This window comes from Streptomyces sp. NPDC055189 (assembly GCF_053606765.1).
In genome coordinates, this window is sequence record NZ_JBSGSG010000096.1 from 1 (window position 1) to 26,417 (window position 26,417).

33 protein-coding genes and 3 pseudogenes are annotated in these 26,417 nt (G+C 67.8%); 24 read left to right on the forward strand and 12 right to left on the reverse strand.

What is annotated here, in order from left to right; genetic code table 11:
* Positions 1–113: 113 nt before the first annotated feature.
* From ACWFR3_RS39790 to ACWFR3_RS39820, 7 genes are all read left to right on the forward strand, one after another.
* Positions 114–266: a hypothetical protein gene (locus tag ACWFR3_RS39790; protein ID WP_453739584.1), complete on the forward strand. Its 153-nt coding sequence runs from the start codon at positions 114–116 to the stop codon at positions 264–266.
* 152 nt (positions 267–418) lie between these two features.
* The gene (locus ACWFR3_RS39795) at positions 419–676 is read left to right on the forward strand and encodes a hypothetical protein (RefSeq protein WP_453739585.1); all 258 of its coding nucleotides are present in this window, start codon (positions 419–421) and stop codon (positions 674–676) included.
* Between the two features lie 259 nt (positions 677–935).
* On the forward strand, positions 936–1,211 hold the full coding sequence (locus tag ACWFR3_RS39800; RefSeq protein ID WP_453739586.1) for a hypothetical protein: 276 nt from the start codon (positions 936–938) through the stop codon (positions 1,209–1,211).
* Positions 1,208–1,579, forward strand: a complete 372-nt coding sequence (locus ACWFR3_RS39805) for a hypothetical protein (protein WP_453739587.1) — start codon at positions 1,208–1,210, stop codon at positions 1,577–1,579. The genes ACWFR3_RS39800 and ACWFR3_RS39805 overlap by 4 nt, the downstream gene beginning before the upstream one ends.
* The gene (locus ACWFR3_RS39810) at positions 1,576–1,854 is read left to right on the forward strand and encodes a hypothetical protein (protein ID WP_453739588.1); all 279 of its coding nucleotides are present in this window, start codon (positions 1,576–1,578) and stop codon (positions 1,852–1,854) included. Before ACWFR3_RS39805 ends, ACWFR3_RS39810 begins: the two co-directional genes overlap by 4 nt.
* 602 nt (positions 1,855–2,456) lie before the next feature.
* The gene (locus ACWFR3_RS39815; protein WP_453739589.1) at positions 2,457–2,678 is read left to right on the forward strand and encodes a hypothetical protein; all 222 of its coding nucleotides are present in this window, start codon (positions 2,457–2,459) and stop codon (positions 2,676–2,678) included.
* Positions 2,679–3,527: 849 nt separating this feature from the next.
* Positions 3,528–3,809 (forward strand): DUF5133 domain-containing protein, encoded by a 282-nt coding sequence (locus ACWFR3_RS39820; protein ID WP_453739590.1) that lies wholly within the window; start codon positions 3,528–3,530, stop codon positions 3,807–3,809.
* 110 nt (positions 3,810–3,919) lie between these two features.
* On the opposite strand, the gene ACWFR3_RS39825 is transcribed toward ACWFR3_RS39820, so the two are convergent.
* On the reverse strand, positions 3,920–4,075 hold the full coding sequence (locus tag ACWFR3_RS39825; protein WP_365862134.1) for a DUF6131 family protein: 156 nt from the start codon (positions 4,073–4,075) through the stop codon (positions 3,920–3,922).
* Positions 4,076–4,617: 542 nt separating this feature from the next.
* Here ACWFR3_RS39825 and ACWFR3_RS39830 point away from each other — a divergent pair.
* Complete coding sequence (locus ACWFR3_RS39830) at positions 4,618–5,244, forward strand: SMI1/KNR4 family protein (RefSeq protein WP_453739621.1); 627 nt, start codon at positions 4,618–4,620, stop codon at positions 5,242–5,244.
* Positions 5,245–6,326: 1,082 nt separating this feature from the next.
* Here ACWFR3_RS39830 and ACWFR3_RS39835 read toward each other — a convergent pair.
* The gene (locus ACWFR3_RS39835) at positions 6,327–6,878 is read right to left on the reverse strand and encodes an EF-hand domain-containing protein (RefSeq protein ID WP_453739591.1); all 552 of its coding nucleotides are present in this window, start codon (positions 6,876–6,878) and stop codon (positions 6,327–6,329) included.
* Positions 6,879–7,947: 1,069 nt separating this feature from the next.
* On the opposite strand from ACWFR3_RS39835, the pseudogene ACWFR3_RS39840 reads away from it, so the two are divergent.
* Positions 7,948–8,253, forward strand: a pseudogene (locus ACWFR3_RS39840) (transposase); the annotation flags it as partial.
* On the opposite strand, the gene ACWFR3_RS39845 reads toward ACWFR3_RS39840, so the two are convergent.
* Together ACWFR3_RS39845 and ACWFR3_RS39850 are read right to left on the reverse strand one after the other, a co-directional pair.
* Positions 8,246–8,731: a hypothetical protein gene (locus tag ACWFR3_RS39845; protein ID WP_453739592.1), complete on the reverse strand. Its 486-nt coding sequence runs from the start codon at positions 8,729–8,731 to the stop codon at positions 8,246–8,248. The pseudogene ACWFR3_RS39840 and the gene ACWFR3_RS39845 overlap by 8 nt on opposite strands.
* A 233-nt stretch (positions 8,732–8,964) precedes the next feature.
* Entirely contained in the window at positions 8,965–9,594 is a 630-nt protein-coding gene (locus ACWFR3_RS39850; RefSeq protein ID WP_453739593.1) for a hypothetical protein, read from the reverse strand.
* Positions 9,595–9,960: 366 nt separating this feature from the next.
* On the opposite strand from ACWFR3_RS39850, the gene ACWFR3_RS39855 reads away from it, so the two are divergent.
* Positions 9,961–10,137: a hypothetical protein gene (locus ACWFR3_RS39855; protein WP_453739594.1), complete on the forward strand. Its 177-nt coding sequence runs from the start codon at positions 9,961–9,963 to the stop codon at positions 10,135–10,137.
* 110 nt (positions 10,138–10,247) lie between these two features.
* Here ACWFR3_RS39855 and ACWFR3_RS39860 read toward each other — a convergent pair whose 3' ends face one another.
* From ACWFR3_RS39860 to ACWFR3_RS39870, 3 genes are all read right to left on the reverse strand, one after another.
* Entirely contained in the window at positions 10,248–10,376 is a 129-nt protein-coding gene (locus ACWFR3_RS39860; RefSeq protein WP_453739595.1) for a hypothetical protein, read from the reverse strand.
* 269 nt (positions 10,377–10,645) lie between these two features.
* Positions 10,646–11,494, reverse strand: coding sequence for an NAD(P)H-binding protein (locus ACWFR3_RS39865; protein ID WP_453739596.1), 849 nt, complete (start codon positions 11,492–11,494; stop codon positions 10,646–10,648).
* A 232-nt stretch (positions 11,495–11,726) separates the two neighbouring features.
* Positions 11,727–12,464, reverse strand: a complete 738-nt coding sequence (locus tag ACWFR3_RS39870; protein WP_453739597.1) for a class I SAM-dependent methyltransferase — start codon at positions 12,462–12,464, stop codon at positions 11,727–11,729.
* Here ACWFR3_RS39870 and ACWFR3_RS39875 point away from each other — a divergent pair.
* From ACWFR3_RS39875 to ACWFR3_RS39890, 4 genes and pseudogenes are all read left to right on the forward strand, one after another.
* The gene (locus tag ACWFR3_RS39875; RefSeq protein WP_453739598.1) at positions 12,456–12,974 is read left to right on the forward strand and encodes a hypothetical protein; all 519 of its coding nucleotides are present in this window, start codon (positions 12,456–12,458) and stop codon (positions 12,972–12,974) included. The genes ACWFR3_RS39870 and ACWFR3_RS39875 overlap by 9 nt on opposite strands.
* Before the next feature lie 151 nt (positions 12,975–13,125).
* Positions 13,126–13,521, forward strand: coding sequence for a Rid family hydrolase (locus ACWFR3_RS39880; protein WP_453739599.1), 396 nt, complete (start codon positions 13,126–13,128; stop codon positions 13,519–13,521).
* Positions 13,522–13,997: 476 nt separating this feature from the next.
* Positions 13,998–15,017 carry an NADPH:quinone reductase gene (locus tag ACWFR3_RS39885; RefSeq protein WP_453739600.1) on the forward strand — a complete coding sequence of 340 codons (1,020 nt, stop codon included), beginning with the start codon at positions 13,998–14,000 and terminating at the stop codon, positions 15,015–15,017.
* 222 nt (positions 15,018–15,239) lie between these two features.
* Positions 15,240–15,308, forward strand: a pseudogene (locus tag ACWFR3_RS39890) (hypothetical protein); the annotation flags it as partial.
* 47 nt (positions 15,309–15,355) lie between these two features.
* Here the strand turns inward: ACWFR3_RS39890 and ACWFR3_RS39895 are convergent.
* The gene (locus tag ACWFR3_RS39895; RefSeq protein ID WP_453739601.1) at positions 15,356–15,655 is read right to left on the reverse strand and encodes a transposase; all 300 of its coding nucleotides are present in this window, start codon (positions 15,653–15,655) and stop codon (positions 15,356–15,358) included.
* A gap of 315 nt (positions 15,656–15,970) precedes the next feature.
* On the opposite strand from ACWFR3_RS39895, the gene ACWFR3_RS39900 reads away from it, so the two are divergent.
* The 6 genes from ACWFR3_RS39900 to ACWFR3_RS39925 all read left to right on the forward strand — a co-directional run bounded on the left by ACWFR3_RS39900 (position 15,971) and on the right by ACWFR3_RS39925 (position 19,888).
* The gene (locus ACWFR3_RS39900) at positions 15,971–16,150 is read left to right on the forward strand and encodes a hypothetical protein (protein WP_453739602.1); all 180 of its coding nucleotides are present in this window, start codon (positions 15,971–15,973) and stop codon (positions 16,148–16,150) included.
* A 760-nt stretch (positions 16,151–16,910) separates the two neighbouring features.
* The gene (locus tag ACWFR3_RS39905; protein WP_453739603.1) at positions 16,911–17,207 is read left to right on the forward strand and encodes a DUF1653 domain-containing protein; all 297 of its coding nucleotides are present in this window, start codon (positions 16,911–16,913) and stop codon (positions 17,205–17,207) included.
* Entirely contained in the window at positions 17,185–17,424 is a 240-nt protein-coding gene (locus ACWFR3_RS39910; RefSeq protein ID WP_453739604.1) for a hypothetical protein, read from the forward strand. Before ACWFR3_RS39905 ends, ACWFR3_RS39910 begins: the two co-directional genes overlap by 23 nt.
* A gap of 42 nt (positions 17,425–17,466) precedes the next feature.
* Positions 17,467–18,465, forward strand: coding sequence for a dCTP deaminase (gene dcd, locus ACWFR3_RS39915; protein ID WP_453739605.1), 999 nt, complete (start codon positions 17,467–17,469; stop codon positions 18,463–18,465).
* Between the two features lie 298 nt (positions 18,466–18,763).
* Positions 18,764–19,057 carry a hypothetical protein gene (locus ACWFR3_RS39920; protein WP_453739606.1) on the forward strand — a complete coding sequence of 98 codons (294 nt, stop codon included), beginning with the start codon at positions 18,764–18,766 and terminating at the stop codon, positions 19,055–19,057.
* Between the two features lie 462 nt (positions 19,058–19,519).
* Positions 19,520–19,888, forward strand: a complete 369-nt coding sequence (locus ACWFR3_RS39925) for a VOC family protein (RefSeq protein ID WP_453739607.1) — start codon at positions 19,520–19,522, stop codon at positions 19,886–19,888.
* Positions 19,889–19,935: 47 nt separating this feature from the next.
* Here ACWFR3_RS39925 and ACWFR3_RS39930 read toward each other — a convergent pair whose 3' ends face one another.
* Positions 19,936–20,307, reverse strand: a complete 372-nt coding sequence (locus ACWFR3_RS39930; protein ID WP_453739608.1) for a transposase family protein — start codon at positions 20,305–20,307, stop codon at positions 19,936–19,938.
* A 373-nt stretch (positions 20,308–20,680) separates the two neighbouring features.
* On the opposite strand from ACWFR3_RS39930, the gene ACWFR3_RS39935 reads away from it, so the two are divergent.
* Positions 20,681–21,121 carry an OsmC family protein gene (locus ACWFR3_RS39935; RefSeq protein WP_453739609.1) on the forward strand — a complete coding sequence of 147 codons (441 nt, stop codon included), beginning with the start codon at positions 20,681–20,683 and terminating at the stop codon, positions 21,119–21,121.
* A gap of 319 nt (positions 21,122–21,440) precedes the next feature.
* Here the strand turns inward: ACWFR3_RS39935 and ACWFR3_RS39940 are convergent, their stop codons facing one another.
* Positions 21,441–22,079, reverse strand: a complete 639-nt coding sequence (locus ACWFR3_RS39940; RefSeq protein WP_453739610.1) for an HAD family hydrolase — start codon at positions 22,077–22,079, stop codon at positions 21,441–21,443.
* A 266-nt stretch (positions 22,080–22,345) separates the two neighbouring features.
* Positions 22,346–23,134: a toll/interleukin-1 receptor domain-containing protein gene (locus ACWFR3_RS39945; RefSeq protein WP_453739611.1), complete on the reverse strand. Its 789-nt coding sequence runs from the start codon at positions 23,132–23,134 to the stop codon at positions 22,346–22,348.
* Between the two features lie 1,149 nt (positions 23,135–24,283).
* Here ACWFR3_RS39945 and ACWFR3_RS39950 point away from each other — a divergent pair.
* From ACWFR3_RS39950 to ACWFR3_RS39960, 3 genes and pseudogenes are all read left to right on the forward strand, one after another.
* The gene (locus ACWFR3_RS39950) at positions 24,284–25,480 is read left to right on the forward strand and encodes a hypothetical protein (RefSeq protein WP_453739612.1); all 1,197 of its coding nucleotides are present in this window, start codon (positions 24,284–24,286) and stop codon (positions 25,478–25,480) included.
* Positions 25,481–25,927: 447 nt separating this feature from the next.
* Positions 25,928–25,978 (forward strand): annotated as a pseudogene (locus ACWFR3_RS39955) (hypothetical protein); the annotation flags it as partial.
* A 113-nt stretch (positions 25,979–26,091) separates the two neighbouring features.
* Positions 26,092–26,235: a hypothetical protein gene (locus ACWFR3_RS39960; protein ID WP_453739613.1), complete on the forward strand. Its 144-nt coding sequence runs from the start codon at positions 26,092–26,094 to the stop codon at positions 26,233–26,235.
* Between the two features lie 3 nt (positions 26,236–26,238).
* Here ACWFR3_RS39960 and ACWFR3_RS39965 read toward each other — a convergent pair whose 3' ends face one another.
* Positions 26,239–26,379 carry a hypothetical protein gene (locus tag ACWFR3_RS39965; protein WP_453739614.1) on the reverse strand — a complete coding sequence of 47 codons (141 nt, stop codon included), beginning with the start codon at positions 26,377–26,379 and terminating at the stop codon, positions 26,239–26,241.
* Between the last annotated feature and the right edge of the window lie 38 nt (positions 26,380–26,417).

Below are 26,417 nucleotides of genomic sequence, written 5' to 3' on the forward strand. Positions count from 1 at the left end.
GAGGGCAAACCGGCCTCACCCTGCCCCGCTTACGCGGGAGCTTCGATTCCTCCCCCGCCTGAAGGCGGGGGTATCCACGAAGGACCCCCGATGAAAGGCTGCGCGAAGTCGGCGTGCACGCGACCCTGCACAACAGCCATGAGGACTTCCTGTCCTCGATCCACGCCATCGGCCCGGACCGCGACCAGGCCAACGCCGCGGTAGAAGAGTTCCTCGACGAGCACTCGTGGCACGTGGAGCCCGGACCGGCAGACCACCCCGCCTGAGCCGCGTCACGGCCGCACCCGGCCCTCTCGATCCCGCCACCACCACCCAACACCGTGTGTCGCTCGGGACGAGGCCCCGCCCGGGCCCGGCGCGCATCACCGGCCGACCTCGGAAAGGCTGATCCCCCCGTGCTGTTGCACCACGTCTGCTCATGCTGCCCCTGTCCGATGGCAGCGGCCTGCACTTGCGGGGCGAGATGCTGGGCACCCACCGAGGCCCGCTGGCGCTGACCGACGAAGCCGCACGCACCGATGAGATTGTCCTGGACCTCACCGACGTGCGCACGGTGCCAGTTCGCTTTCGCGGCCACTGCCTGACGCAGGAAAGCATGGACACGATCTACGTGGGGGCCAGCCTTCGGGAGCTCCTCACACTCGGCAGACATCGCGCTGCCAGTGACGAAACGTGACGGGCGCACGGAAACATGATCGGCTTCACGGGAATCCTGTCTGAGCCGACCCACAAGACCGTTGACACCCCAACAAGGCCGTATCCAGCCGCGTCCTGACCCATCCCCTCTCCCATCCCGCTGCCGGTGAGCCGTACCGCCCCTGGCCGCGCAGCGGACCTCTACCGGTCACACGCCGGCACGGCCGTCAGCCGACGCCGGGACCAGACATTTCAAGTTCGGGTTGAAGTTAGCGGGGGCGAGGGGGCAGACTCCCCTCATGACCCAGCCGTCCCGTACGCGGGCCCCACAGGCCTCGCTCAGCGCCACGCACAAAGACGCACTCGACTCCTCCCTGCGGGCGCTGGCCAGGGCCGTGGAAGCCGTCGAGGAAGCGCGCGGGGCCCTGAACGAGGACGCGGGCCGGATCGCCGAGGAGTGCGGCCGGGGCGGGGCCTCGGCCGTCGCCCGGTACGTCGGCTGGTCCGCGCAGCATGTCTCCACCCTCGCCGCCGCTCACCGGGGCAAGACCAGCGAAGGAAGTGCGGCAGCATGAGCCCGCCCGCCCGCCGGCCGGACCCCGTGCCGCAGCCTGCGCTGCAGGCCGAGGCGGTGCGTTCCGCTTTGGCGCGGGTCGCCCCGCAGCTGCTGGCCGACTTCGACCGGGACCGTGCCGCCGGCACCGACCGGGCCCGCCGGGAGGTGTCCGCAGTGCCTCTTCGCGCGTTCACCGAGTTCTGGGCCATCGAGGTGGCCATCGCCCGCCATCCCGATGTCGCCGCCCGCCTGGCCGAACTGAGGGAGCGGGCCGAAGAGGTCACCGACCTGGACGAGGCCAGGAAGATCGCCGCCGAGATCAGCGCAATCCGCACCCGGGCCGCCCTCGAAGCAGGCGTTCCCACCGCAGGCCCGGCCGCCCGGTGAGCGACGAGCACTGGGTGTGGGAGTACGCCTTCCACACCTCGGACGAACTCGGCTACCCCAAGCAGGTCCGCGATGAGGTCAAAGCCATCGCCGACCAGATCATCGAACTCGCCGGCCTCGGCATCGACCCCGCCGAGATCGGCGAACCCACCTCCGGCACCGCCCGCCGCCACACCCTGCCCTGCGGGGGCTGGTTCGAGACCCAGGCCATGCACCGCGCCCGGCCCCGCCTCCTGGCCGTCGTTCTGGTCGTACCACCCCCACACCTCCTCTAGCAGCTCGCACAGTTCGCGACCATCGAGGCAGTCAGATCGACTGCCCCTTTCGCCCGCCCGCGCACCTACGCCCGCTCCCGCCAACGCACCGCAGACCAAGTGGCACGCGAGATCACCACCGGACGCCCGGACCCGCCGGCAGGCGTGGATGCGCCACCACTCCCCCGGCCCCGACAAGACACAGCGAGCGCGCAGGCACGGCATCAGGGCGGGCGGCGCCAGGACCGGGGCACAGGAGCCGGCAGGGTGAAGTCGTGGAGACCCCGGTTCTGCTCGACAGCGCGTCACCAAATGACCGTCGGCCAGCATCGGGCCGACTGCGGGCTGCTGTGATGACCGAGGCGGACGCACCTCGGCACACGCGTTCGCGAACGCGGGGCGGACGGTCCTGTCCGGAAGTGGCCCGGACAGGGCTGTGTCCAGCCCGGACGGCTGCGGCTGTCCGGCACAGCCGGTCGCTCTTGTTGCACCTGCTGAGCGCTGGCACCTTCTGAGGCGTCTGGCCAGTCAGATGTCTCGGCGACACAGCGTCGCAGCTCTGAACCGGAGCGAAGACCAGGCACAGACCCAGGACAAGACACCTTCACGGGGAGGAACTACACATGCGCTCGGCACGTCACATACGTGGTGTGATCGCCGGTGCGGCCGCGGCCCTCGGAGTCCTCATCGGCCTCCTTGCCGCTCCGGCTGCGTCGGCAGACACCCAGCCCACCGCACTGCTGTCGGCCGTCCACGTCATCACGTGGAACATCTGCGGCGGACTCACCAGCTGTCCGAGCTCCGATCACCCGGAACGCAAACTGCGCGAACTGGTCAACCGTTAGGTCGATGGCCAGAAAATCAACGTGATCATGATGCAGGAGTCGTGCGGCCGCCTGCATGCCGCCGCGCTCCAGAAGATGCTCGGCAGCGGCTGGGCCGTCCAGCACCGGGTCGCGCCGCTGCTGGCCACCGGCAAGCCCGCCCCGTGCGCAGCCGATGGCGGGCGTCTCGATGGCGGGGTGACGGTGGCGATACAGAAGATGCCCGGCAGCGACTTCGTCAACGACAGCGACGCGTCGGCGCAGAGCGACGGGTGGAACATGACCTACACGCCGCGCAGTCGGACACCCCCAAGCTTGGCACTCAGGGCGCGGCCTGCCTCGAGGACCGCGGCAACAAGCTGCTGGCGTGCACCACACACCTGGCCAACGAGAACGCCGACCCCAATGCCGCCTATCGGCGTGACTCGGTGACCAGCCTGCACCAACAGGTCAAGAAGTACCAGGACCGCGGCTACCGGACCACGTCAACGCCGCAGTTCCACGTCGGAGTTCAGGCCGTGGGCGCTTCCCGGGGCAGCAGAGGAACCGTCCCGGGGCGGTTCCTCGGCAAGAGTCCACCTGCGTCCCGCGAGGTAGATGCTGACCAGCCCGAAAATGATCACAGCCAGCAGCACAGGAGCGGAACTGGACACAGCCAGATCGGCCAGATGGGTTCGCATGATCTGCGTGTACCCAGAAATGGGTCCGTGAGCGGAGTCGGATAGTCCGGACTCCCCTCGATTATTGCGAGGGCAGGCCGAAAAGCGTCTTGAGAACGGCCAGATCCCTGCCGTGAGACCGCAGTTTCGGGGCACATGGGACAGCAAAGGCCTCAACTGGCAGAGGCTCCTGATGTGCAAGGAGATGACGGTGCTGCTTCCCACGCCTGCCGAACTTCGACGGGCATTGGCGCGATACGCCGACGCTGCCATCGATGACGAGCGTCATTCGACGCTTGAGAAAGCCCGTACACGAGAGGACCACGCTTACACGCTCTGCATCATGACGGGCACCACCAATATCTTCGAGGCGATACGTGCTGCGGACGCCATCGTGGAAAGCACCACCGCTGACCCGCCGACCGTGACGTCACGTGTCCGCCCGGCATTCTCGCCCGCGCAGAAGCAGGACGACGTCACCGAGGCCGCCTGACCACGGCAGGGACGCAATTCGCCTGTGCCCGCAGGGACTTCGCGGCACGCGAAGGGTCCTCCCTCTCATGAACGAAGAGGGAGGACCCACAGGGGACATGCCTGTCCCTGCTAGAAATAGTGCTTGCGTCCCCCCACCGCGCGCCCGCTGGCGCCCAGGACCCACAGGACAGCGCCGACCACGACGAGAATGCCGCCTACTGTGGTCAGCAAGGAGATACCGGCCAGCAGACCGATGATGAGCAAGATGGCGCCAAGGACAATCATGTGGATTCCTCACGTCAAGTTAAATCGAGATACGCGGCCTTCTTCCCGGCCCGCGTCTCCCGCCCTCTGCACAGCCCGGATCAGGTAGACCCGGCATCCGCGAACTGTGCGGTTGCCGGTTCTTCGCCGCGCGACCTCCGTGTGCCCCTCCTTGACTTTCCCATGCACGAAGAAGCTCTCTTTGTCGTCGCTCATCGAATGCGACGCCATCTGCCGATGAACCGCCCCCGCCTGCCCGGCCCCATGGGGCCCCAACGGCACAGCAGGGCCGCACGCAGATCGAGTGGCCGACAGGACGGCGTCTGGGGCGCCGGACTCACCGGCGATGTCCTGGGGCTGGGGCCCAAGCTGTGGTCGGTGCGTTCAGGATGTGCTGGGAGAGCACTTCGGCAATCACCACGCCGACCGCTTGGCCCCGGCAGGGCCGCAAAGTGGGGGACGGCGCTTCCTGCCCGCATGTTTCGATCTGGGTCCGGTGCGTCGCTCGGGCGGGTGGAGTCTGTGGGGCCCGCACGGCGGCATTGTCGGAGCCACCTGACACCATCACCGGCAGGGGTGAGACAACTGGCTCCGACGAGCATGTAGTTGCCGCCGTTTTGACCACGCCGCAGGAGTGGCGCTGCTTTCTGGAGCACTACGGCGAGCGGTACTTGAAGAACGCTGCCGACGAGGACGCGCTGGCCGATCTGCTGGATGAAGATCAGTTGGACACGCCGGATCGAGGGGAGCGGATCGATCTGTGGCTGAGTGAAGCACCGGCTCGGGTAGAAGCCCTGGCGGGATCCGAGAAGCGCCTCGGAGTGCGGTTCCCACCAAGCCTGCGGGGATTCTTCCTGGCGAGCGACGGATGGAGGCACCTGGACGCCTGGGTGGACGGCGTCCACCCGTGCGGCCGCGTCTCGTGGATGCGGGACGGCGATGCCGGCAGGCGTGTGACCGAGGTCTACGAATCGATACCCGGCAACGAGGACGATGTAAGGACGTTTCGCCGGTTCCTCGAGATCGCCCGGGGAGAGGACTTCTGGTTGCTCGATCCGACCGACGTCGGACCGGACGGTGAGTGGGCCGCCTACGAGCTCGCGCCGAAATACGGCGCCCCGACGAGGTGTCCCAGCTTCTCGCCGCTATGCCACTCGCAGTACGAGAGCATGGACGAGGACGAGGACTGAGTCGGGTCGTCAAACGTCACGCCCACATCAGAAGTGATGCGGGGGTGTCGACTGCTCCGCAGGACTCGACGGCCTTGTCGCCGCGGGCGACGATGCCATGGCACAGGGCGCAACCGGGAGACAAGGCACTCAACCAGGCGGTCGACGGGCCGGGCACCATCACTGACCTCGCGGCCATCGGTGAGTTCGGATCGCAGATGGCGAACGGCGAGTACAAGGAGGCTTTGGGAGCGGCGCTGAGTTTCGCCGTCGACCAGGGAGCAACCGCAGGGTGCCCTATCCGACCGCGGGATCGGGTTCAGGTGGTTGTGCCCTGGCGGGAATGGCAGCGGGCGAGGTGACAGGCGCCGTGTACGACAAAGCAACGAAGTAGTCAGAAAGAGCAGCTGACCTGAATTGGAGAAGCGGAGTGAGTCCGATGCAAGAGAATAGTGCCTGGACTGAACTGGCATACAAGGGCCTGGGCGGAGCTCCGATGTGGATCGTGATCGGGCTCCTCGTGCTCGGGCTGGCATGGGCCGCCGTCGCGTCCTCGAGGAGGCGGAAGTGACTGGTTTCGACAGCCGCCTGTAGCGGCGGGCTGCAGGCGCAGGCCCGTCGGAGGGGCAACGCCCCAGCAGGAGACTCGACGGTGAGAAGCGGAGGCTCAGGCCAACGAGAAGACTTATGGCGCTCGGCATCGTGCGGCCCGGCTGACGGCCCTTCTTTGCGCGTGGCCAGGAAGTGAGCAAGGCGAGTGCGGCAGGATCCCCCTGCCGCTCTCGCCTTGTGTCCTGCCCGCCGGCCACGAGCGGAAAAGGCTCACATCAGCACCTCATCACACGACCCCTCGCCCGCCCCGGCCCGCAATTCACGACGCCGGCCGACCCGCCGCCGACCCTCACCCGGTGCACCACCCCCCGCTCCGCAAGGTCCGAGAAGAACGCCCGCACCTCGCAGTGCGCGGTAAGCAGGGGCAGGCCACCTCGCGGGAGCACGGTTGCCGAGACCGAACGCGGACACTCCCAGGATCACTCGGAGGCCGAGCTGACCGTAATGTTGATGGCGTCAGCAGGACACACCGCTACCGACATCGGGATTGATCAGCCGCGCGGCGATGGCGATCCCAGCAACCAGTTGCCCGGTGCCTCGGTATCGGTGCTGAGGTAGAACTCTTCGATGGCGGTGCGGAACTCGTCGTGGGTGATGGTGCCGCTGCCATTGCGGTCAAGGCGCTCGAAGGCCGCGCCGGAGGTGGCCGGGTCGATACCGAGGGCGTCGTACATGCGCACATACTCATCCGCGGTGAGCATGCCGCTCTTGTCGGTGTCCAGGGCACGCATGAGGGCGTCGATGATGGGCGTCACCAGGCGTTCGACGGTCTTGGCATCGGCGGCGATGTGGGAGCGCATGGCGGTGATGAACTGCTCGCGGTCGATGCGGCCCTGAGCATCCGGGGCGCCGGCCTCTCCCAGGACGTCCCACCAGATGCTGAATGCGTCGCGCAGCGCGCTCTTGTTGCTCTCGTCCGGGGCTACCGCGGCGAATACCTCGCCGATCTGCCGGAAGTCCTCGTGGGTGAGGTAGCCGTCGCCGGTGCGGTCGAACCAGGTGAACAGGAGGGTGAACTTCCGTTCGGTGCTGTCCTGCGCCATGGTGGTCTCCTTGAGCGGAGTAGTCGATCGGGATTCCCAGGTCGTGCCCACTCACCGCGGACCAGACCTGACTCCCGCGTTTCTGCTGGTCAAGCGCGCTTACCGGTTAGTCTCGGCGGAAGCTGCGTACGGCACACGGCCGGTACGCACCGGGCCCGGAGCCGGCCGGCCGGGTCCCCTCGGGGGCCCGGGTCCGCAGGTGCGCAACGAGGTCAGTCCCTCCTCTATTACGCGAGGCCACCGGACAGACGGCTGGCCGGCGAGCGCGATCGTTCCCGCAGCAGCACTCGCAGGCGGCATTGCGGTACTGGCTCCGCGACAGGGTTCCGCAGTAGCCGGGGCCCAGCGCCTCGAACGCCTGAGCGTCGGCGGCGCGTCCCGTGCTGCCGTGCATGGTGTCGTACATCTGCCGTGCCAGCGGTGAGTCAGGACTCAGGCCCCCGGCCCGGACGCAGCGTTCGCCCATCACGCCCACGCCCTGCCACGCTGCCGCCGCCGGCATCTCCCCCTCCGGACCGCCGCTCGCACTTGCGTACACGCAGCTCCTTCATAGGCGCACGGTAAGAGCACGCCAGCCGTCCGCCTAGGCCTATTCCCGGCCGTCGAGGTGAAGACCGAAGGCCAGCCGGGTCGCGGTAGACAATGGCGAAGCAGCAGGTGGCCAGGTCCACGGATCCGCGACCAATGCCGGTAAAGGGCTGCCGGTTGAGGTCCCAGAACTCCCGGGCGCACTGGGTATCGGTTCCCGTGCTGCGGCATCTCCCATGCCGGATAGCCCCGCCCGAAAAGCCATAACCGCGCACGGTCATCCGCCGGGCAGCCAGCAGCCGCGCCCAGTATCCGGCGCCGCAGCAACGGACTCCGCAGCCCGGAAAGAGCAGTGGATCGGGCGCGTCTTCGGGCGGCCTCCGCAACGCTCCGTAAATGGTGGTCCACCACACTCCGGCAGCCCCCCGTTACCCTTCTCGTGGCTCCGCAATGGGGCCTCCGGCCTTCGGGTCCGGCATGACTTCCCCCTTGTTGTTGATGATCCGGGGGATGGTGTCACCGGGTCCGGAGGCATCGACGGACCGCCGGCCACCTCGCCGCCTACGCAGGACTCGCACCCGCGACCCGCAGTTCCGGGTCCTCCATCCGCGGCGAACAGCCCTCCCGAAGAGGGAACAAGCAGCTCAAGAGGGCCTTCTTCCTCTCCGCGTTCGCGGCCCTGGGCGACCCGGCATCGCGGGCCTACTACGACAAGAAGATCGCCCAAGGGAAGCACCACACGCAGGCCCTGCTGCTCTGCCTCGCCCGACGCCGGGCAGACGTCCTCTTCGCGATGCTCCGCGACGGCACCTTCTACGAAACCCGACCCGCGGCCGCGATCACATGACCAGCGGCTCAGCAAGGAGGACGACTCGGTCGGCCTCAACATCGAATCCGAGCACCGGATGGCCGTAGTCGCCCTCCGGATCCATCAGGACCGGCTTGCCCAACCGGCGCCCGATCTCCCGCAAGAAGCCGCAGAACACATCCAGTCGCTCCTGACCTTGCAACTCCCGCAGGTCAACGTCGAAGTCGATGACCTCGTCGTCATGGAAACGGAAGATCGCCAGCACATCGGCAGTCGGCCAGACCCGCAGGTCCGCGCACTCAGCATCGGCCGGGCGGGACAGCACGCTCTCGACCCGAGGCACCGGAAGCACCGTCTCGCCTTCGGAGTACTGGCACTTCCAGCCCCTCCCCTCGACAAGATCGAGGACCGCCTGCCAGTCCTCCACCGAGGCATCTGGGACCCGCAGATCAGGCAGCGACCCCATGAGGTCCGGGTCGAAGAAACAGCTCACGTCATCCCACAGCAGATCAGCCACACCGCCATGCTGCCCGGCTCTACGACCCAACGCAGCCTCGTTTCCCTTGACCAAAGAGATAGGCGCACCCCCCCGGCCCCCGGCGCGCGAAGAGGCCACCGGGGGCGGCGGTGGGGGTTGTGCCGGCGCCCGGGGCCCACCCTTGCTCTGCGCCCGAGGCCTGCCCTTGCTCTGTGGCCCGGGCGCCAACGGCCAAACCGAGGGGCCCCGGGCCGGTCACCGGCGGGTGCATGTCAGGGGAGGTCGTAGGTGATGACGGCGCGGGCCGGGGCCCGGAAGGCGTCGGGGTTGGTGGGAGAGACTTCGACCATGACGTTGACGCCCGGGCCTGCACCGGTGCGGTGGTAGATCCTTACCGGACCGCGCAGGGAGGACCCGCAAAGCCCCTCGGGAAGCCCGACCTCATCCTCGGCGACGCCCTTGGTGCCGTACCGCTCATCGAACGGGGACGCATCCTCGGGGAGCAGTCCCGCGCGGTGGAGGTATCCGGGAATGAGGTTGCTTGCGAAAGCGACCTCAGCGCTGCCGTCACTGGTGAAGTACTGCACGTCAGCGGCACCCTCGGGGATAGGTGCACCACCGGCCACGATCACTCCGGGCAGCTGCACCTCGCTTCCCTCGCACGCCCTCGCGTCGCCGAACGGGTGGGACACGTCATCGCGCAGGAGCCAGACAACTCCGCCAGCCACCACCGCCAGAGCCAGTACCACGGCCGCCAGACACGACAACGGCCTGCGCTGCCGGCCCGGCTCGCTGTCTGACGCCTCCCTTCCGTCAGCCGGCAACGGCTTCCCCACCCGCTCTTCGTCGGCGCCCTCTGCGGGCTCGGCCGCCATTGGGTCGGCACTCCGGAAATCGTTCATCAACGCCCCCTCCTACAGCCCTGTTTACGGGCTTGCGCAGCATACGCCGCTGGTCAACGCGCCTGCGCGGGGGACGGCAGGCGCGGGCCGGGCACCTCGGCCTCCGGCCCGTCACAGCCGGTCCGACAGCCGCTGACGGTGTCCGCCGCTTCGCCGTGACACAACAGTTTCTGCCGCGTCAGCGCGGACCGACTGACGGGCCGGACACTCCGCATCCGCGTCCGCGTCGGGGACACGTCCACGCGTACCCGTACGGCCACAGCTGCGGCCGTTCTGATCCTGTGCACGGTGACGGGCTCGGCGGCCTGCTCGTCGCCGTCGGACGGCAAACCGTCTCCGGGCACCTCGCCCCCGGACGAGCAAGGCATGAGCCAGCGTCAGAACAACAGGGCCGCTCCTGATACCGACCCCTCGGCCTGCGCGACTTCCATCGAGAAGATTCCGGACGGCTGCACCGTCGACATCGATGCGGCCGAGGTGGAAGAGGCAACTCCCGCCACGCAGCCACCTGCGACGAATGCGCGGGCGCCCCCGACGAAGTGACCGCGGGCAGCCCGGCTCGACGGGGAGGCCAAAACCAGCAGCAGGCCGCGTCGCGACAGGCACCGTGCGCAGGGGTGCGGCCCGGGCCGGCATGAAGGTGCCGGTGCCCCCTACGACGGCGTCCAGTGCGCGGAGAGGGCGAGTTGGACCTTGAGTTGTTGGGCGGGCAGGCGCACGGCGCGCAGGAACCACTGGCCCCATTTGTCATCGCCCGCCGAGTAGGCGTACGGGATCCACACCGAGTCGCCCGGGTGGAGGGGGTATCGGTCCCGGGCACGCCGTGGCCGAGGCACCGCGCATCTGGAGAGTGTGAGAACCCGGCTCCGCCGCGTCACGCGTCCGCGGAAGCCGCAGGCGACGGCCCCCCGCCCGGCTGCCGACGGCACACGGCCCGCACTCCGGCCGGACCACCTCCACCCCGCTGACCATGCACACCGACCTGTGCCTGACTCCTTGCGCCGGCCGCGCTGAGCATGGCGTTGCCCACTTGGGTGGTGTCCGGCTCTTCTCATCCCTGTGCTGACAAGACGTCGCGGAGAGCGAGAGGGGAGCGGCCGGTCAGCTGGGTGTAGTCGTCTCGGACTCGATCCCAGCGCTGTTCGCGCACCGAGGCGAACATGGACGAAAAGGCATAGAGCCACCAGGGATCCAGGCCGGTCGCAGCCGTCTCAGCACAGTACGTGTCAGCCGGGATGTCCACGTAGGCGACCGGCGTTCCCCACGCCTCCGCCGTGATCGAGGCGACGCCTGCCAGGTCCACCGACTCGGGCCCCGTGATGTCATGGTGACGGCCGGTCGGCTCACCCACCGCGAGGGCGGCGAGGGCGCGCGCCACGTCGTCACGCGCCACCAGGGAGACCCGGCCATCGGCTGCCGGAAGCCTCAGCAGCCCGGTCGCGCGCGCCTGCGTGAGCCAGCCCTGGAAGAACTCGCTGTACAGCGAAGCCCTGGCGAACGAGCACGGGACGCCGGAAGCCAGAAGCAGATCCTCGGTGAGCCCGTTGACCACGGCATAGCAAAACGGGGACGCCGTGTCGGCGTCAACGCTGCTCAGCGCCGCGACATGCCCGACGCGCTCAGCCGCCGCAGCGGCGGCGACATTGCGGTGGTGCAGCAGCACCCGTGCGTCGGGCCCGTCACTGGAGACGAAGACCAGAGTGTCCACGCCCTTCAGCGCCGCACGCAGAGCGGGTGGATCAGCATAGTCGGCAGCGGCGACCTCCACCTGCGGCGGAAACATCTCGGCAGGCAGACGCCGCCGGGTCATCGCTACGACGTCCACGTCGGCCCGAGCCGCGAGCAACTGCACGACCCGTCCGCCCAGGCTGCCCGCCGCCCCCGTCACCGCGATGCGCATCTTTTCCTCCGTCACCTTGTGGCCAGTCGCACCACCGTAAACAGCCAAGTGCGGCAGCCGCGCAGGAAGAGCAAGACAAAACAGCAGATGGTCAAGGTCGACTGAGATACAGGGGTAGATGGCTCAGACAGACCAAGACTGGCTCACCTCTCCGCCTCCGGGCCGCCGAGAGTTCAGGGTGATCTACGTAGGGTGGGGGGACGTCGAGCAGGTCGCCGCATCGGCGTCCTGATCATTCCTCGTGTCGGCGGCGCGCGAGGTGGACGGTGATGTCGGCCGCCATCTCCACTCTGTCCGGCAGCACCTGCCCGATCTGGCTGAACACCTGTTCCCGCTCCGCGGCCGGCAAGACGCGATAAGCCGAGATGGTAGAGAGGTGACCCATGTAGTCGTGGGCGCTCATCGTCACGCGCCGTTCGATCATCAACTGCCGCACACCGGTGAACTTCTCAGATTGTTGCAGCTCGGTACCCGGCCACTGCATCTCGTGATCTGCAGGCGTCCCGTCAGGCGACGCAATCCCGTCACTTGACAGCCACGGTGCCCGCGCCGCGCGGACAGCCTCCTCCACGGCCGGGTCAACCAGCCGAAACGGCCCGCCACACGAAGCGAATACGCCGCCCGGCTCCAGCAGCGCGGCCACGCGCGGCCACCGGCCCTCCGGTTTCGTCCAGTGCAGCGCTGCTGCCGCGTAGACCAGGTGGAACCGATCGCCCGGACGCACGTCCTCGAACGCGGCTTGCACCGTCGTGACGTTCGCCGGTACATGCCTGCGCAGTTCGGTGAGCATGGCCCCGTCCGGATCGGTCGCGGTGACCGTGACCCCGCGTCGAGCGAACAGCCGGGTTGCCTTGCCCGTCCCGGCGCCAATCTCGAGGGCGGTGCGAATCGGGCGGCCCGCATAGGCCATCACCATGTCGAACAACTCCGCCGGATACCCCGGCCGGAACCGTTCGTATGCTTGGGCCACCTCTCCGAAACTCAACGCGCGACCAGACATACCGAGCATCCTGACACGAACACCCCTGCCGTCCCTGCTCCTTTCCGGGAACTGTCCCTGCTCCTTTCCGGGAACTCGGGATCCCGGGCGCGCGGAGAGTCGGGCCTCCTGTCAGGCGACTCCCTCGCCAGCCACACGGTCCAGCTGAACATCGACGGCGGCACCGAAACCCTCAGCGAAGTCACCGGACTGCAGATCAACCAGCCCATCCTGCAGACCCCCACCAACAAGTTCCTCCCCGGCCAGCAGTCGACGGGCACGGTCACCGTGGTCCGCGGCGCCGCACGGTCCCGGCAGCTCACCGCCCTGGTCAACGGCCAAACCCAGCCCGGAACAGCGACCCTGAACATGCTGGATTACGCGGGCAACCCGACCAAGCGATACTCCCTGCATGACCCCAGTGTCACCAAGGACGAACCCGCCCCCACCGGCAACGTCCAAAGCGTCACGATCAAGTTCACGAACCTCACGATCGGCTAGGGCGTCTACTTCGGGCCGCCCGTGCCGACCAAATGCAGACGGCGCCAGCGGAACCGACATCGGCATGCGAGGCCGAAAAAGTGCGGACGACCGTGCCCGGTGATACGCCTGTCGTCGAAGCGAACCTGGCCGGCCCGACGAGCGGAGCTGCATGAGCAGGCAAGAGATCGGCCCGCGCATGGCGGGCGGGAAGCTGATGTACAACCGCGCCGTGCGCATCGACGAGCCCAGCAGCTGGCTCTTTGTCGCCGGGCATGAAGCCCGCGACGAGGACGGCAACATCGCCCACCGGGGCGATATGGCCGGCCAGATCAGGCTCACACTGCGGCGACTGGCAGAAACCGTCGCCGAGGGAGGCATGACGATGGCAGACGTGGTGCAGATCCGCATCGTCACCACCGACCTGTCGGCGTGCGTCGCCCAGTACGACGTGCTCATGGACGAGCTGGCCGCGCTCGACTGCCGGCCCACCAGCCTCCTGGCGGAAGTCACCGCCCTGTCCGATCCCGACATGCTCGTCGAGATCGAAGCCGTCGCAGCGCACTGAGGCGACCCCACCACCGAATGGCTGCTCCCAGCCCGCGCGCGACGGAAAAACCCTCCGCGACCTGTACCCGCTACCTCGCGAGCCGTGCCACGGGTCCCGCTCACCGTCGGGACCGGCGACGGGCGTCGGTAACACGGGCGCGGGAAATCCACTGCGGCCTGATGCGGTCCGGGGACGCGCGGCCGGTTTGGTGGGGCCCGTGGCCGGCAGCGTGCGCAGGGAACTTACGGTAGTCGGATGGTCCTTGATCGCGCCTGCCCGCCGTCCCGACCGCATTCCCCAGCCGCAGATGGCCGCTGCGGCTTCCGGCAGCCCGGCGCTCTCACCGCCCGGCACCGTATGAGCTTCGCCGCCTGCGTCCCGCCGCTCACCCCGCCCTCGCCCGCCCCGGCACTCGCCGCAGACGCCGTGCCGTCTTGCAAGGAGGCTCGCTGATGGCCCCGATCGCTCAGTCTCCGCCGGGTTTGCCCGCAGACATGAATGCGGCCTACATCGCCGCCCCCGGCCCCGCCGACGCGATCCGCTACGGACGCCTCCCGCTGCCGCAGGCGGGCCCGACCGACGTCCTGGTGCGGGTGGACGTGGTGGCCGTCAACCCCGTGGACACCTTCGTGCGATCCGGCGCCTACCCCACGCTCACGCCGATTCCGTTCGTCATCGGCCGCGACCTGGTGGGTGAGGTCGCAGCGGCCGGCCCCGGCGCAGCCGGCTTCCAGCCGGGCCAGCGCGTGTGGTGCAACAGCCTCGGGCACGCCGGCCGCCAGGGATCCTTCGCCCAATACGCCGTCGTCGCCGCCGATCGTCTGTACCCGGCCCCCGAAGATGTCGACCCCACCGACCTGGCGGCCGCAGCCCACCCCGGCGCCTCCGCCTGGCTCGCCCTCTTCAGGCACGGGCAGCTGCGCGCCGGGCAGCGGGTGTATGTCGGAGGCGGGGCCGGCAACGTGGGCTCGGCCGCGGTGGCCCTGGCCGCGGCCGCCGGCGCCACGGTCGTGGCGACCGCAAGCCCCGACGACGCCGACCGGGTACGGGCACTGGGCGCCACCCAAGTGATCGACTACCGCCACCCGTACCTGCCCCAGCGGCTGCGCGAGGCCGCACCCGAGGGCTTCGACCTCCACCTGGATACCTCCGGACACGCCCAACTGGCCGCCTCCATCGACCTGCTCGCCCCCGGCGCACGCCTCATCGCCATGGTCGGCCTGCACGACACGCCCCTGCTGCCGGTGGGCCGGCTCTACACCCGCGACGCCAGCATCCACGGCTTCGCCATCAGCAACGCCTCCACCGCCGATCTCGCCCGGGCAGCCGCCGGCGTCGAACGTCTCCTGCGCACCACCCCGTGGCGGCCCCGCATCACCGACCGCCTGCCCCTGTCCCGGGCAGCCGAAGCCCACCAGCGCATAGAGGACGGCCATGTTCAGGGCCGCCTCGTGCTCGACGCCCGGGGCGGCCCGCCGGCCCTACACGGGTCGGCAGCACACGCCATCCCATGACTGCCGGATGTGGCCGCGGATACGATAGCTGCCTGGGGTGTGCCCCGGCGAGGTCGACAAGCACGACGGAGCCGGTGACGCCCGCGCCCCCTCAGCACATGATCCTGAGTCTTACGAACTCGCCGGGTGGTTCCCGCTATTCGGGCGCATTGGCCTTCGGGTTCGTTACTGAACTACGCCTGGATTCTGCGAACCCGTCTGGTTCTCGTCACCGGCCGCCTCATGGAAGCCGCGGGCGTGCTGGACCAGAACCTGGTAGTGGTCCGGCGCCACGGGCCGGCGGAAAGCGGCGACCTGGTCGCCGTAATACTGGACGGTCAGCCCACCGTGCGGGGTTTTCACAAGGACGGCGCTATTACGAAGAAGGCGGTCGCTTTTTTCAGGATCTCGATCGTCTGCTGCTGTTCGCGGTTCTCCCGCCGCAGCCGCCGCAGTTCCTCGCGCTCGGCGCTGGTCAGCTCGCCGCCCTGGTCCTCGCCCCGGTCGGCCTTGGCCTTGCGATACCAGCCTCGCAGAGACTCGGAGCTGATGCCGAGTTCCCGGGCGACGGCGGTGACCGTCTTGCCCGAGGAGTCGACGAGCACGATGGCGTCACGTTTGAACTCCTCGGTGTACCGCTTCGTGTACTTGCTTCCCACCTGGTGCTACTTCCTCTGGAACCTCAGGTCCCAGTCTCCAGGTGTCCACGATCAAGGGGAAGCTTCCCTGGTGCGGAAACCGGAGGCCGCCTGCACCAGTGCCCATGCCCTCGCGCAGGCCGCCGTGGAGTCCTTTGAGCAGCACCCGGACACCCGGATCATCACCAGCTTTCCAGGGCTCGGGTCACTCGCCGGAGCCCGGGCTCGCCGACCATCGCCCACCGCTACGCCGAAGGCCGCACAGGACAGCTCCTGGACGAGCGGCAGATGCAGGGCGTCGAGCCAGCCGCAGACCGCTCCTGGATACGCCTGGCAGTGTCCGGCATCTTGATCGTCGGCCTGCTGCTCGCGCCGTCCCGGGCAGGGCTACCCGACTTCGCCACCGGGCCGGTCGTCAGCCTGCCCATCCTGGCCGCCTTGGCCCTGGTCTGCCGCGCACGCCTCCCCGGCTTCGGAGATCTCATCGACATCGTCCGCGGCGCCGACCGACGGTAAAGAGCGGCGGCCGCAACGGGCGAAGACGGACGCTGTCCGTGGCCCTACCGTCAGCGGTCTCCGAGCCCGAACTGCTGGTGCGGGACGCACCATCGGCCCTGTGGGTCAGCGCGGGAGTTAATGAGGTCTCGTGTTCGAGTACAGGGGCGGTGCAGGACGCTGGTGGCGCCAAGCCGCGACACTCAAGACGGCTGAGCAGAAAGCCCTTTGCCTCTGGTGCATCGGCAATCCCTGCTGGCCGCTGGCACCCCTCCCCGAAGGCGACGCCCCGGCCCCTCCTGGGGTGGATGCTCCATCAGCGAGGGATGCGGTCATCTCACGGAGCCGTTGTGTGAAAGCCACGGCACCAGCGCCCGGAGGGGCGGGGGCAGTTGTGGTGGGTGTCTTCCTGTTGCGGCAGATGTCGCCATATCCGGCGGGGGCTTCCTGCCAAAGACGCGCGTACCACCGCCGCGTGCCAGCCAGCCGCTGCCTCAGCAGCCTGCGGCGCCTTGCGCCTACCTCATGCAGTCGGCATACCGCAGAGATCATGAAACGTCAGCCCCGACGTCAATGCCACGCTGTGAAGGGCAGCGGTGAGGGTTCACCTCTGGCTACATGCGCACACGGAAATGTCATCTCGTGACAAACGGCTCTTGATCATTGATTTGTCGCTACGGTAGCAGCCACCCCTCAGCATGATTGGCCGAAAGCAGGGGTAGCGATAGCCGCACCATTGGGTGCGCCGATCACAGGAAGGCCAGGAGGCACAAGCGACTTGATGCGCAAGGCTGACATGAACATCGAAACCTATACCGGCGAGAGTACGGATAATATGACTCTCGGTATCTACCGGCATTACAAAGGTAACTACTATCGCGTGCTCCATATCGCGCAGCACAGCGAGACCGATGAGCGTCTGGTCGTCTATCGGGGCCTGAGCGAAGAGAGAGGGGATGTCTGGGTACGCCCCCTCGCAATGTTTCAGGAAACCGTGGCGATTGGATCCGGCCGAACTCAGAGATTCTCCCTCATCGAAGAGGAAGGAGACATCGATGACACAGGAACAATCATCTGAGATCACGCCCGCGCGATCGAAGACCGTCCGCATTCTGTACGTGAACTACCGCGGTGAAAAGGCGTGGAGGCGCATTCAACCGGTCAAAATCTGGTACGGCGCGACCGACTGGCACCCGGAATATCAGTGGCTCATGGATGCGCTCGACCTGGAAAAGAAGGCGGAGCGCAGCTTCGCGCTGAAAGATATCCAGGCCTGGGAAGAGCCGGAGGCATAATTGTACGCAGCCGACGGGACTCTGCGCGCGATCCTGCCTGAAATGTCCATCGAAGCCCGCCTGCCTGCCTACGAGTTCGACCCCGACACGCAGATTCAGCCGTGCTCGATCGATCTGCGCCTGGACACGCGTTTCTGGATAGCCAGGAAAGTGCCCCGCCCTCCCGGGTGGCGGTTCTGGCGTCGTCCAGTCTTCGACCTGCGCAACAAGCAGCTCCAGGAGTTGGCGCCACGCAGGCGGTGGAAGAAGGTCGAAATCCGCCCCGGTGAAACCGTAGAGCTAAGACCAAACGAGGTGTTGCTGGGGCGCACCTATGAAAAATTCACCGTGCCTCCCCGGTTCGCAGCGAAGATCGAAGGGAGAAGCTCCTACGCCCGACTCGGCCTGATGGTGCATTGCACGGGGGACTTCATCAACCCAGGCTGGCGCGGGCACATGCCGGTGGAATTGGTAAGTTTCTCACGATCCAATGTTCGGCTCTCCCCCATGACCCCGATCGTGCAGCTCATTCTCATCAAGCTGACCGAGGAGCCCGAGCGTGCTTACGGCCACCAGGGCCTCCACAGCAAGTATCCGGAGGACGACGGGGGGCCTTCGCACTGGTGGAAGGACCGACTGTTCGATAAAATTTCGCAGCAAATCGGCGGACACAACCTTCATTCCGACATCCGAGACAGCATCGCTGAACAGATATCATCCGAGATGAGCATCGGAGCACTCGAACGGCTGCACCGCTACATCCAGCGCAAACCGATCGGCGAAATCGAGAGCGGCATCGATCTCATGGACGACTTCGCGAAATGCGAAGACCGCCGCAAGAAGACCGGAAAACTGGTGCGCGGCCTTGCGGTGACGGTGGCAACACTACTGACGGGAACGAGCCTCAGCAGGATTTTTGTTCACCCCGTCGGATGGAGCCATTACCTTCTATGGTCAGCCGCTGCGGTCGCGATAGTAGTGAGTGCCTTTACCTTCTGGTATAAGGCAGACGATCACTACGGTGCTGCAGACCTCGCCGCCAGGCGCACAGAGATCACCTGACGACCCTGCCCGCCCATGCAAGGATTCGCCATGTCGTATGCCGAACTCCTTCGGCTCCCGGGGCGAAGAGCGCGAACGAGCCGTGGCACACCAACGGCCCGTAAGGGCAATGCGGCCCGCCGGCACGCTTTCAGACCCCAGGCGCGCACGCCGGCATAGGGCTGAAGCTGAGATCGAGACGCCCACGACACGATCACTCGATGTCCCCCTCGTCCCACATCCCCACAACCGACACTCAGGCCCACATGGCCTGCCATCGGCAGCACCACGTGGAGGCGGGACGAACCCTGGAGGCCCGGTGACTGATCTGCCCAACGAGTGGCGGCTCTTGAACGGCAGCGCCCTCATGGGCACGATCATCGTCGATGAGGCCGACATGCCCTGGCCGTGTGGCCGCTTCCCCCCGGAGCCCGGCTTCAACCGGTTCCGCCCCTGGTTCGACAAGGCCAACGCCAGCATCGAGGCCGAAGAGTTCGAGCGGTTCGACAAGACTTACGACCGCATCGAAGATGCCCTGACCCTCCTGCCGCCGTCGGGCCCTGTCAGCGGATTCCTCCTCCGCATCGACCAAGACCGCGCCTGGTTCCGATGAGACGGGCAGCCTCCAGCTCAGTGCCCCTTGCTCCGAACTGCAGCTTCCCGAAAGGAACTACGGCTCTTGACCCAGGCCATTTGGAGGCGCTCGGCCAGCGCGGTGACCTGGCAGCGTGGAGCGGGCCGGCCCGCTTCTGCCAGGCTGCTCGTTGCAGCCGACCGCCGACGACACAGAGTCACGATCCCAGCGGCTCAATGATCGGCTTCACGGAAATCTTGACGGAGCCACTTTTCACCCGTCGCCGGCAAGTCCCCGAACCCGCCACTCCCCCGAGATGATTGAAGCTCCGCCATCTTGAAGTAGCTGGTCAGCAGGGTGGCGTGACCTCGTTTCGGGGTGCTCGTGCCAGTCATGGGCGGCAGTCTGCGGGGTAGATCGTCCGGCGGGGTGGTCCTGCCGATGAGTTCACCGTCCCCGAACGGTCTACCCAGCGACACGACCGTTCCCGACAGGAGTCCCATGTCCACCATCCAGCCAGTGATCATTACCGCCGACCAGGACGTTCTGCTCGGCTTCTACACGAAATTGTTCGGCGCTGAGGAGATCTTCCGGGTGCCGGCCAAAGGCCCGGCCTTCTACCTCGGCTTGCGCATCGGCGACACCGACCTCGGGCTGGTGGCCAAGGCGGACCCGGGGACCGGGGCGGCACCGCGGATCCTGCTCAGCATCGGTGTCGACGACGTCGACGAGACGCTCGGCCGGGTGGCAGCGCTGGGCGGCTCGGTCCGCAGCAGCCCCAACGACATGCCGTGGGGACAGCGCGTCGCCCACATCCAGGACCCCGACGGCAACCCGGTGAACCTCACTCAGCCGATCCCGCCCCGGTGACGCCGTTTAGGGGGCATGTGCTGATCGTGGGCTACCTGCGGTGCAGATCAATTGCCGCCAGTGGCCCCGATGCTCGTCAGGACGAGCAGCGCGCGAAACAGGTGGGTGGCGCGGTCGGGGTCAGTACGGAGCTCGGTGAGGATCCGCCAGTTCTCCAGGTGGGCAAAGCCGCGTTGGACGGGGACGCGTCCGGCGGCCAGGACCCGGTCGGCCTCCTTCTCGGCGGATGCGAGCCTGCGGGGGCGGGTGGCCTTGAAGCCGGTGACGACCACAGGATCGTCCCCGTCGTCGTCCAGACCCGGCAAGCCCGGGTCGGCCAGGGCGCCGAGACCGGCAGCATGCAGGCGGGCCAGGACATGGTCGCGGCGGGCGGCGGTGATGCCGTGGGTACGGCCGGGCCGGGCGGCCGATATCCACACCGGACGGCCCCGTCGGTCAGCGCGAGGACGTGCAGGCCGTGGCGGCGATGCCAGCCGGAGCAGTTCGGGCGGTTCGCCTCTGCGGTACGGCGCTGGGTGGGTCTGAGGGTGCCGTCGACGAGGACGACCTCGCCACCCCGCCGGGCGATCTTCTTCAGGGCGCGGTCCAGGCGAGGGGCTTTCGCGGCCAGCAAGTGGATCAGCTCGCCGCGCCAGCGCCCGGGCGCCGCTGAACGGCCCAACCTCTCGCAGCCCGCTCTGGTTGCGACGATCAACCAGGTTCGGGGTCCCCGCTGGTCAGCGTCGTCCGTGAGCGCACGGGGAAGGCGTGGCCTGCGGACGGTTCCAGCAGCGCGACGCTACTGTCGGCGCCATGACTGATGATGCACTGCGTTCCCTCACCATCGAACGTGCCGGCCCGGGCCGGTTCACCGCCACCAACGCCCGCGGGGACGTACTGAGTTTCGGCACCGGCGAGGGTGGCGGATTCACGCCCGTCGAGCTCTTCCTCGCCGCGATCGGCGGATGCAGCGCAGCCGACGTGGAGGCCGCCACGACACGTCACAGCGAGCCGACCACGTTCACCGTCACGGTGAACGGCAACAAGGTGCAGGACGAGCACGGAAACCGGATGTCGGATCTCACCGTCATCTTCTCCGCCACCTTCCCCGACGAGCCGTCAGGCGACCGGTCCCGGGCGATCCTCCCCCGGGCCGTGAAAACCTCGCACGACCGGCTGTGCACGGTCAGCCGCACCGTGGAGGCGGGCACGCCGGTCAGCACCACCGTGGCCGGCACACCGGACGACATCTGACGCAGCCGCGCTCCCGGACAGCTACCCCAGAACGCCACCAAACGCAGCAGGAATCCTGTCAGCTGACCAGCCCCCACCCAAGACAAAGGAGGATGCCCAGCGGGGTGCGGCAGGACGCTGTCCGCGGCCCTGCCAACCCCGCCCGGAGCAGGCCGTTTCTCCGTCGCACTCCTCAGTACGCTACGGCGGAAGAACGGAGCCCCCTGGCGGGTCGCCGGGATCCGGCCGGAACCAGGCAACTGGATCCTCCCTCGAAGAGCGGCAGCGCCCCCCGGGTCCCTGCCTGGCCGGCAGCCGCTGCAGACCGGCCAGGCCCACGTCATCCGAGCGGGACCCGCCCCGGGGCCAAGGGCCCGGCATCCAGATGAGCTGCGATGCGCGTGACGGTCCGGGCATTGTCCTCGAACAGATGCCCCTGCATGCCCGCCTCCTGGGCCGCCTCAACGTTGACTGCGACTTCGTCGACGAACAGGCAGTTCTCCGGCCGCACTTCCAAGCTGGCGCATGCGGCTTCGAAGGCACGCAGGTCGGGCTTCTCGATACCGATCTCGTGCGAGTAGACGATCTGCTCCACCAGTTCGTCGAAGTGGTACAGCGTCGTCTCCCGCTCCCGGGCGCCGACGAAGCTGTTGCTCAAGATGCCCAGCCGGCAGCTTCCGCGGAGCCCTTGCACATAGTCGATGAACTCCTCGTTCGGCGTCCCCAGATACTCCGTCCAGAGATCAGCCATGAAGGCTTCAACCTGGGGAGCGTCGAGACCCAAACGGACCGCCACCTGGTCGTGCACCTCTCGTTCGCTGATGCTCCCGACCCTCCCGGCCCTCCACACGTCGTGCATCCGCTCACGGACACTCCCAAGTGGCAGTTCCAGCCGTTCCTCCCACCGTTGCACCCATCCCGTTTCCGGCGTGATCTCCAGTACGCCGCCGATGTCGAGAATGACGCAGGTCGCCGTCACGCGAACTCCCCCTCTTCGTCCTGGCCTGATCAGCGAGCACAGACCGCCCGCTCATGTGATCGACAGGGACACAATTGCCTCTCCCCCTCCGGCAAGGTCAAGCGATCTTCGACGCTTGTGACAGCCCTGTCGCAACCCGTCGGCCCAACTCGCCGCAATCGGCAGGTGCCTTGAAAACTCGTGACGATCCGCGAAGCCGTCGACCGGATGTGACGTCGAAACTCGGCTGTGGACAACGGCCCCGGAACTCAGGCAGGCCCCGGAACTCAAGGAATACCCCCGCCTCCGTGGGGGGTCCGGCGCCGGACATCAGCGCCGGGGGCCGGTGGGTCCCCCAACACGAACATCCGCGTCTGCGCGAGCAGTCGGATGCCCGGCACCAACTTCGAACTCGGAGCTCCGCACCGGGGACAGCCAACCATGACGCCGAACCCGTGGCAGTACGTGTATTCGAGTCCGGACTCCTCACCCGTCCGCTGCATCGTCTTCAGGAGTTCCGCTTGGGGGCCCATACCTACGCGCTCCCGGGCAGCTCGATCGACATCACCCTCAACCAAGGAAACCCACATGGTCGGCTCAAGAAGCGGCGGAAGCGGGGTGTTGTCGAGGACAACCGGGATGACACGGACAGAGTCACGCCACGGTCGCCGTGTGAGGGCGGCCTCCCGCTCTGTGTTCACCCAGGGGGAATGGGAAGAGTTGGCGGACCAGAAGACCATGATGGTGTCTACGAGCCCCAGCGCCTCGTTGACCTTGCCGGGGATCCGGTCCCCAGGTCGGATCTTCCGTGAATCGAGCCAGACGTCCCGCCGAGCAGCCGCAAGCGCGCGGCAAGTGGGGTCACCCCAGGGCTTGTCGCGGTGGTTGTGAGAGACGAAGGCATGCATGGACACATGCCTCCCACCGGGGGCTCCACCGGGCAGGGGAAATCGTCGAACGGACGAGATACTCAAGAAGCACCACCCGGTGGCCAGGCGTTGGCCGGCCTGCGCATCCAGCAGCCCTCGCACGGTGCCGAGCGCACCCGTCGGCAACGTGGTGAGCTGATCAACCATGACGCTGCATCCCACCCCGGGGGCCCGCGTTCCTCGGCCATGCTCCTGACTGCCGCAACCTGGCTTCCGGTCTCGATCCAGTCGTCGGCCAAGAGGACCTGGTCCGCCGCGCCCAGCGCGGCCCGCTGAAGGCGCAGGGTGCGGCGGATGCGCTGGTAGTCGGGAGCCGACCGGCTCACCGCTTTGTCGCCCGGGAAGAGGCCGTCACCCTTGCGGACAGGAACGAATCCGACGCCGAGCTCGACGGCCACGGCCCCGCCCAGGAGGAAGCCCCGCATCGATCCCTCAGACGGCTGTGACCCCCTCGTCCCGGACCGGTTCCACCAGACCCGCGACCACTGCGGCCAGCGCCTTGGCGTCCCGGAAGACCGCCCACACAGGGGCGTGCCCGCCGACCCATCGAAAGTGTTCCAGCGTCAGATCACGTGCGGTCGCCGGCGTGAGCGGGAGTCTTACGATCGCCGCACTGCCCGGCAACCCGATATCGGCCGACCGCTCTCGGTGCCGGTCCCACGCCGGGTGCGGGCACCTTTGCCCGCACCGCGCCCCGTCCGCCGGGACCTCGGCGCCGGATCGCCGTCGTGCTGCCCGGGCGCCACTGGTACTTCCCGCCCGTGATCGCAGGCATCGAGGCGGCAGCCGCGCGTGCCCGGGCCACGACCGAGGTGCACATCACCGGCTACGCCGACCGCGGTTGGGACCGGCTCGCCCGTTTGTCACGTGCGAGACGCGTGCCGCACTCAACTCTGCAGATACTCAGCAGAATTCACCGCATTTCTCTATGAACCGCAGGGAAACGCCCTCAAGGGGCCGATCCACTTCTCGTCGAAGGATGGTGCGGGGCGTATCGGGGTGTGCGGCATGCAGGCATCCTGCCGGATCGCACGGCCGATTTGGCGCCGGTGCCGGGGCATCCGACGTGCCCGGTGCGGGCGGCGTCGGCGTACACCACCAGACGAAGCCCGTACATCGCAAAGTCGCCTGCGGATGCATTGACCCGCTCCGCACTCCGCGCTTTCATCGCGTGAGTCCCGCGCACAACAGTGGCGGGGCGATACCCGTCATCGTGGCACGAGGGCTGGAGGGCGGCGGTGGCCGTGCTCGGGCCGAAGGGGGAACCACCTGATGAGACCCGCGTTAGGGATCTGCATGTCCGTCGGCCTCGCGGCCGTCCTCACTTGTCTCGCCTCTCCCGCGGGGGCGGCGAGCGACGACCCGGCTCCGCGCACCGAACGGATCAGCGTCGCACCCGATGGCGCCGGCGGGAACTGGCATTCGGTGGATCCGACTGTCAGCGCGGACGGGCGCGTCGTTGCCTTCATGTCCTCGGCGAACAACCTGCTGCCCGGGACGGACATGCCCAACAACGTCTTCTACCGGACGGCTCCCGGTGCGCCCCTCCAGCGTGTGGAGGTGCCCGGTGAATCGACGATGGCGCCCAGGGTGTCCGAGTCGGGGCGCCATCTGACGTTCACCTCGTGGTCCGCCACGAGCCAGAAGTACTCCGTGCACGTGATGGATCTGCGCACCGGGCGCACCGAACCCGTCGCGCCCACACTGCCGGGAGGCTATCGCGCGTACTACGGCCCGGCCCCGCTCAGCGCGAACGGACGCTACCTCGCCTTCGTGGCCAGGACGGCCGCCGACGAGAACGGGGCGGCCCGCTGCCGGATCATGCTCCTGGACCGCCGAAGTCAGCGGCTGTGGCGGGCGGGACCGTCCACGACCCGTGGCTGCCAGGACATCTCCTTGAGCGCCGACGGCCGCAAGGTGGCCTATCAGGTCGGCTATTCGGGCCCCTCCGACGACGACAAGGCGGACATCCTGGTCTACGACCGCGTGACCGGGAAGACCGTGCAGGCCGATGTCACCCATGACGGGGCACCGGCCGACAGGTCGGCGCAAGCGCCGGTGCTCAGCGCCGACGGCTCCAAGGTCGGCTTCAACTCGGTGGCGACGAACCTGGTCCCGGGCACCGACCCCAACGGGGACACCAGCACGTCCTGGAACGCCTTCGTCCGCGATCTGCGCACCGGCACGCTCCAGCGCTACGACGGCCACTCCCCCACCGATGTCACCTTGGTGTCGGACCTGTCGGCGGACGGCTCGAAGCTGCTCCTCAACACGGCCGACGCGAACCGCGTCTCCCTGGGTCTGATCCTGCGCGAGGTGCGCTCCGGTCACGAGGAGTTGCTCTCGCCCAGCCAGGACGGCAAGCCCGTCACCGCGGGCCGCGCGGCACTGAGCGCGGACGAGTCGACGGCCGTCTTCGACTCCTACTACCCCGGCCTGGTGCCCGACGACAACAACCTGATCGGGGATGTCTTCGTGCGCACCCTGCGTTGAGCGGGCGCCCGCCCCGGTGCGTGCCCAGCGGCTCGCACCGGGGCGGACGGCGACGTCACCGCGGCGGCAGTCCGTTTCCCGCCGTCTTGGCCTTGGCCGCCCCGGCCGAGGGGAGAACGAGGGTGAATGGCGGCAGGCCGGGCCTGCCCTTGCGGGAGTAGCGGAGCAGCCGTCGAAACCGACTGCGCCGGGATACCTCCGGCGACGCACAACGCTGCCTCAGACGAGCCACCTGCCGACAACTCCAACAGGCGTGGCGCTCGTGATCGCGCCGTTGCCGTACCCCGACGACGTGGATCAAGGGTCTGGCTCAAGTAGTCCGTTGTGCTCAACTGCGGGATCGCCCGACGCACGACGTCGAGCACCGGATGACCACCCGGGCCGGTTCGCTCCGAGGCGGCTTTCGCCTCTTTCGCCGGAGTCTCGCCGATCCCTGCGTCTTCGGGACTGACCAACCGGCACCGGATCAACCGCAGCGGTGACCGGCAGCTCAACCGGGCCCTGCACACCATCACGCCTATCCGAATGCGGCTCGATCCTGCCACGAAGACCTTCGTCACCCGGCGAATCGCCGAGGGCAATACCCGCCTGACAAGCACTTCCACTCTCAGTTGGTCGGTGCCACCACGCAGTACATCAAGCAGTGGCCGTCGGGTCGCGAGCCGGTCGTGGCAGCGTCCAAGTTCTGCCAGCTCAGGCTGAACACATCGGCGACGCTGACCGCCGTGGCGTACATCGTCTTCGAGGAGTGCTGACGCTCACACGTCGTCAACAGGCGGCATCCACGCGTCGTAGGAATCATGCGGAGTCTCGGCTTCTTCTCGCATGACGGTGTCTATCTCCCACTCGTCTTCCAGCACCTGGTGCCACTTGCCGTGCAGATCGCGGTCAAAGACCACGGCCCCGCACCTGGTGCACGCGTACATCTTGACTCTGC

What these genes read in the sequence shown, in the direction of transcription:
- ACWFR3_RS39825 (WP_365862134.1), bottom strand. Translation starts at nt 4,075, where the DNA reads ATGATTGTCCTTGGCGCCATCTTGCTCATCATCGGTCTGCTGGCCGGT.
- ACWFR3_RS39950 (WP_453739612.1), top strand. Translation starts at nt 24,284, where the DNA reads ATGTCCGTCGGCCTCGCGGCCGTCCTCACTTGTCTCGCCTCTCCCGCG.
- ACWFR3_RS39850 (WP_453739593.1), bottom strand. Translation starts at nt 9,594, where the DNA reads ATGAACGATTTCCGGAGTGCCGACCCAATGGCGGCCGAGCCCGCAGAG.
- ACWFR3_RS39905 (WP_453739603.1), top strand. Translation starts at nt 16,911, where the DNA reads ATGCGCAAGGCTGACATGAACATCGAAACCTATACCGGCGAGAGTACG.
- ACWFR3_RS39795 (WP_453739585.1), top strand. Translation starts at nt 419, where the DNA reads ATGCTGCCCCTGTCCGATGGCAGCGGCCTGCACTTGCGGGGCGAGATG.
- ACWFR3_RS39910 (WP_453739604.1), top strand. Translation starts at nt 17,185, where the DNA reads ATGACACAGGAACAATCATCTGAGATCACGCCCGCGCGATCGAAGACC.
- ACWFR3_RS39835 (WP_453739591.1), bottom strand. Translation starts at nt 6,878, where the DNA reads ATGGCGCAGGACAGCACCGAACGGAAGTTCACCCTCCTGTTCACCTGG.
- ACWFR3_RS39885 (WP_453739600.1), top strand. Translation starts at nt 13,998, where the DNA reads ATGAATGCGGCCTACATCGCCGCCCCCGGCCCCGCCGACGCGATCCGC.
- ACWFR3_RS39805 (WP_453739587.1), top strand. Translation starts at nt 1,208, where the DNA reads ATGAGCCCGCCCGCCCGCCGGCCGGACCCCGTGCCGCAGCCTGCGCTG.
- ACWFR3_RS39815 (WP_453739589.1), top strand. Translation starts at nt 2,457, where the DNA reads ATGCGCTCGGCACGTCACATACGTGGTGTGATCGCCGGTGCGGCCGCG.
- ACWFR3_RS39945 (WP_453739611.1), bottom strand. Translation starts at nt 23,134, where the DNA reads ATGGTTGATCAGCTCACCACGTTGCCGACGGGTGCGCTCGGCACCGTG.
- ACWFR3_RS39800 (WP_453739586.1), top strand. Translation starts at nt 936, where the DNA reads ATGACCCAGCCGTCCCGTACGCGGGCCCCACAGGCCTCGCTCAGCGCC.
- ACWFR3_RS39935 (WP_453739609.1), top strand. Translation starts at nt 20,681, where the DNA reads ATGACTGATGATGCACTGCGTTCCCTCACCATCGAACGTGCCGGCCCG.
- ACWFR3_RS39865 (WP_453739596.1), bottom strand. Translation starts at nt 11,494, where the DNA reads ATGCGCATCGCGGTGACGGGGGCGGCGGGCAGCCTGGGCGGACGGGTC.
- dcd (WP_453739605.1), top strand. Translation starts at nt 17,467, where the DNA reads ATGTCCATCGAAGCCCGCCTGCCTGCCTACGAGTTCGACCCCGACACG.
- ACWFR3_RS39855 (WP_453739594.1), top strand. Translation starts at nt 9,961, where the DNA reads ATGAGCCAGCGTCAGAACAACAGGGCCGCTCCTGATACCGACCCCTCG.
- ACWFR3_RS39925 (WP_453739607.1), top strand. Translation starts at nt 19,520, where the DNA reads ATGTCCACCATCCAGCCAGTGATCATTACCGCCGACCAGGACGTTCTG.
- ACWFR3_RS39880 (WP_453739599.1), top strand. Translation starts at nt 13,126, where the DNA reads ATGAGCAGGCAAGAGATCGGCCCGCGCATGGCGGGCGGGAAGCTGATG.